Annotated in this window: 11 tRNA genes and 2 rRNA genes; all 13 read right to left on the minus strand. The window is 51.7% G+C overall.

Annotated elements, in window-relative coordinates:
• Window positions 1–163: 163 nt before the first annotated feature.
• Window positions 164–279: ribosomal RNA gene (gene rrf / locus AC2A4J_RS20175) — 5S ribosomal RNA — on the minus strand.
• A 61-nt stretch (window positions 280–340) separates the two neighbouring features.
• Window positions 341–3,271, minus strand: a 23S ribosomal RNA gene (locus AC2A4J_RS20180).
• A 98-nt stretch (window positions 3,272–3,369) separates the two neighbouring features.
• Window positions 3,370–3,445: transfer RNA gene (locus AC2A4J_RS20185), tRNA-Ala, on the minus strand.
• A gap of 8 nt (window positions 3,446–3,453) precedes the next feature.
• A tRNA-Pro gene (locus tag AC2A4J_RS20190) sits at window positions 3,454–3,530 on the minus strand.
• A gap of 7 nt (window positions 3,531–3,537) precedes the next feature.
• A tRNA-Arg gene (locus AC2A4J_RS20195) sits at window positions 3,538–3,614 on the minus strand.
• An 11-nt stretch (window positions 3,615–3,625) separates the two neighbouring features.
• A tRNA-Leu gene (locus AC2A4J_RS20200) sits at window positions 3,626–3,711 on the minus strand.
• Between the two features lie 12 nt (window positions 3,712–3,723).
• Window positions 3,724–3,795: transfer RNA gene (locus tag AC2A4J_RS20205), tRNA-Gly, on the minus strand.
• A gap of 30 nt (window positions 3,796–3,825) precedes the next feature.
• Window positions 3,826–3,908: transfer RNA gene (locus AC2A4J_RS20210), tRNA-Leu, on the minus strand.
• 8 nt (window positions 3,909–3,916) lie between these two features.
• Window positions 3,917–3,992, minus strand: a tRNA-Lys gene (locus AC2A4J_RS20215).
• A 37-nt stretch (window positions 3,993–4,029) separates the two neighbouring features.
• Window positions 4,030–4,105: transfer RNA gene (locus AC2A4J_RS20220), tRNA-Thr, on the minus strand.
• Between the two features lie 6 nt (window positions 4,106–4,111).
• Window positions 4,112–4,187, minus strand: a tRNA-Phe gene (locus AC2A4J_RS20225).
• A gap of 18 nt (window positions 4,188–4,205) precedes the next feature.
• Window positions 4,206–4,282: transfer RNA gene (locus tag AC2A4J_RS20230), tRNA-Asp, on the minus strand.
• A 22-nt stretch (window positions 4,283–4,304) separates the two neighbouring features.
• Window positions 4,305–4,381, minus strand: a tRNA-Met gene (locus AC2A4J_RS20235).
• Window positions 4,382–4,430 lie beyond the last annotated feature (49 nt).

Consider the following 4,430-nt stretch of genomic DNA (forward strand, 5'->3'; position numbering starts at 1 on the left):
CACTTATAGCTTCAGTATGCCCTAGCGCTTTCAATTGTATACAAAATTAAGAATGTTTTAGATGGTAGTTTAGTATATGTATCCATGTCAGATCGGGTGTTTGTTCCTTTTCTTAAAAAACAAAAAAGACCAGTTCCGAATGGAACTGATCCTTATAATACAAGCTTGGCGGCGTCCTACTCTCACAGGGGGAGACCCCCAACTACCATCGGCGCTGAAGAGCTTAACTTCCGTGTTCGGTATGGGAACGGGTGTGACCTCTTCGCTATCGCCACCAAACCTGATGGAGAGAATGTTCTCTCAAAACTAGATAACAATGTTCAAACTTCACAATAGAATATAGGTTAAGTCCTCGATCTATTAGTATCTGTCAGCTCCACGTGTCACCACGCTTCCACCTCAGACCTATCAACCTGATCATCTTTCAGGGATCTTACTTCCTTGCGGAATGGGAAATCTCATCTTGAGGGGGGCTTCATGCTTAGATGCTTTCAGCACTTATCCCGTCCGCACATAGCTACCCAGCGATGCCCTTGGCAGAACAACTGGTACACCAGCGGTGCGTCCATCCCGGTCCTCTCGTACTAAGGACAGCTCCTCTCAAATTTCCTGCGCCCGCGACGGATAGGGACCGAACTGTCTCACGACGTTCTGAACCCAGCTCGCGTACCGCTTTAATGGGCGAACAGCCCAACCCTTGGGACCGACTACAGCCCCAGGATGCGATGAGCCGACATCGAGGTGCCAAACCTCCCCGTCGATGTGGACTCTTGGGGGAGATAAGCCTGTTATCCCCGGGGTAGCTTTTATCCGTTGAGCGATGGCCCTTCCATGCGGAACCACCGGATCACTAAGCCCGACTTTCGTCCCTGCTCGACTTGTAGGTCTCGCAGTCAAGCTCCCTTGTGCCTTTACACTCTGCGAATGATTTCCAACCATTCTGAGGGAACCTTTGGGCGCCTCCGTTACATTTTAGGAGGCGACCGCCCCAGTCAAACTGCCCACCTGACACTGTCTCCCTGCCCGATAAGGGCAGCGGGTTAGAAGGTCAATACAGCCAGGGTAGTATCCCACCGATGCCTCCACCGAAGCTAGCGCTCCGGTTTCCAAGGCTCCTACCTATCCTGTACAAGCTGTACCAACATTCAATATCAGGCTGCAGTAAAGCTCCACGGGGTCTTTCCGTCCTGTCGCGGGTAACCTGCATCTTCACAGGTACTATAATTTCACCGAGTCTCTCGTTGAGACAGTGCCCAGATCGTTGCGCCTTTCGTGCGGGTCGGAACTTACCCGACAAGGAATTTCGCTACCTTAGGACCGTTATAGTTACGGCCGCCGTTTACTGGGGCTTCAATTCGCACCTTCGCTTACGCTAAGCGCTCCTCTTAACCTTCCAGCACCGGGCAGGCGTCAGCCCCTATACTTCGCCTTACGGCTTCGCAGAGACCTGTGTTTTTGCTAAACAGTCGCCTGGGCCTATTCACTGCGGCTTCTCGGGGCTTTAACACCCTAAGAAGCACCCCTTCTCCCGAAGTTACGGGGTCATTTTGCCGAGTTCCTTAACGAGAGTTCTCTCGATCACCTTAGGATTCTCTCCTCGCCTACCTGTGTCGGTTTGCGGTACGGGCACCTCTCACCTCGCTAGAGGCTTTTCTTGGCAGTGTGGAATCAGGAACTTCGCTACTAAATTTCGCTCGCCATCACAGCTCAGCCTTCACGGGAAACGGATTTGCCTATTTCCCAGCCTAACTGCTTGGACGCGGATATCCAATACCGCGCTTACCCTATCCTCCTGCGTCCCCCCATTGCTCAAATGGTGAGGAGGTGGTACAGGAATATCAACCTGTTGTCCATCGCCTACGCCTTTCGGCCTCGGCTTAGGTCCCGACTAACCCTGAGCGGACGAGCCTTCCTCAGGAAACCTTAGGCATTCGGTGGACGGGATTCTCACCCGTCTTTCGCTACTCATACCGGCATTCTCACTTCTAAGCGCTCCACCAGTCCTTCCGGTCTGACTTCACAGCACTTAGAACGCTCTCCTACCACTGTTCGTTAGAACAGTCCGCAGCTTCGGTGATACGTTTAGCCCCGGTACATTTTCGGCGCAGAGTCACTCGACCAGTGAGCTATTACGCACTCTTTAAATGGTGGCTGCTTCTAAGCCAACATCCTGGTTGTCTAAGCAACTCCACATCCTTTTCCACTTAACGTATACTTTGGGACCTTAGCTGGCGGTCTGGGCTGTTTCCCTTTCGACTACGGATCTTATCACTCGCAGTCTGACTCCCAAGGATAAGTCATCGGCATTCGGAGTTTGACTGAATTCGGTAACCCGGTAGGGGCCCCTAGTCCAATCAGTGCTCTACCTCCGAGACTCTTACCTTGAGGCTAGCCCTAAAGCTATTTCGGAGAGAACCAGCTATCTCCAGGTTCGATTGGCATTTCACCCCTACCCACACCTCATCCCCGCACTTTTCAACGTGCGTGGGTTCGGGCCTCCATTCAGTGTTACCTGAACTTCACCCTGGACATGGGTAGATCACCTGGTTTCGGGTCTACGACCACGTACTCATGCGCCCTATTCAGACTCGCTTTCGCTGCGGCTCCGCATCTTCTGCTTAACCTTGCACGGGATCGTAACTCGCCGGTTCATTCTACAAAAGGCACGCCATCACCCTTTAACGGGCTCTGACTACTTGTAGGCACACGGTTTCAGGATCTATTTCACTCCCCTTCCGGGGTGCTTTTCACCTTTCCCTCACGGTACTGGTTCACTATCGGTCACTAGGGAGTATTTAGCCTTGGGAGATGGTCCTCCCGGATTCCGACGGAATTTCACGTGTTCCGCCGTACTCAGGATCCACTCTGGAGAGAACAACATTTCAGTTACAGGGCTGTTACCTTCTTTGGCGGGCCTTTCCAGACCTCTTCGCTTATATCGTTCCTTTGTAACTCCGTATAGAGTGTCCTACAACCCCAAGAGGCAAGCCTCTTGGTTTGGGCTGTTCCCGTTTCGCTCGCCGCTACTCAGGGAATCGCATTTGCTTTCTCTTCCTCCGGGTACTTAGATGTTTCAGTTCCCCGGGTATGCCTTCTCATACTCTATGTATTCAAGTATGGATACTACTCCATTACGAGCAGTGGGTTTCCCCATTCGGAAATCTCCGGATCAAAGCTTGCTTACAGCTCCCCGAAGCATATCGGTGTTCGTCCCGTCCTTCATCGGCTCCTAGTGCCAAGGCATCCACCGTGCGCCCTTTCTAACTTAACCATTTCTTACTTTAGAAAGAATCACTATGTGTGATGAACTTTGCATTGCATTCAATGTGAATGTATTACTTATTGTTATCTAGTTTTCAAAGAACACGTTGGTGGAGCCTAGCGGGATCGAACCGCTGACCTCCTGCGTGCAAGGCAGGCGCTCTCCCAGCTGAGCTAAGGCCCCATAAAAGATGGTCGGGAAGACAGGATTTGAACCTGCGACCCCTTGGTCCCAAACCAAGTGCTCTACCAAGCTGAGCTACTTCCCGATCTTAATGGCGCGCCCGAGAGGAGTCGAACCCCTAACCTTTTGATCCGTAGTCAAACGCTCTATCCAATTGAGCTACGGGCGCTTATTTTATAATGCCGAGGGCCGGACTTGAACCGGCACGGTAGTCACCTACCGCAGGATTTTAAGTCCTGTGTGTCTGCCAATTCCACCACCCCGGCGTGGATGGTATAAGCGGAAGACGGGATTCGAACCCGCGACCCCCACCTTGGCAAGGTGGTGTTCTACCACTGAACTACTTCCGCATTACAGGATTTCTTTATTTTATTTGGCAATGCGGGTGAAGGGACTTGAACCCCCACGTCATAAAGACACTAGATCCTAAGTCTAGCGCGTCTGCCAATTCCGCCACACCCGCATGAAACATGGTGAGCCATGAAGGACTCGAACCTTCGACCCTCTGATTAAAAGTCAGATGCTCTACCAACTGAGCTAATGGCTCGCTTTAAAAGCGACTTGTCTATCTTACCATATGAAACTGGTGCCGGCAAGAGGACTTGAACCCCCAACCTACTGATTACAAGTCAGTTGCTCTACCAATTGAGCTACACCGGCAAATAGTGGTGGCTCGGGACGGAATCGAACCGCCGACACACGGATTTTCAGTCCGTTGCTCTACCAACTGAGCTACCGAGCCAAGTATTCTTTTGAAAAATGGCGGTCCGGACGGGACTCGAACCCGCGACCTCCTGCGTGACAGGCAGGCATTCTAACCAACTGAACTACCGGACCATTTTGTTTGTATAAAATAATTTGGTTGCGGGGGCAGGATTTGAACCTGCGACCTTCGGGTTATGAGCCCGACGAGCTACCGAACTGCTCCACCCCGCGATGATATAAGTTTTTAAAAAATATGGCGGAGGAAGAGGGATTCGAACCC

It is taken from the genome of Marinomonas sp. ATLA20, assembly GCF_057180105.1.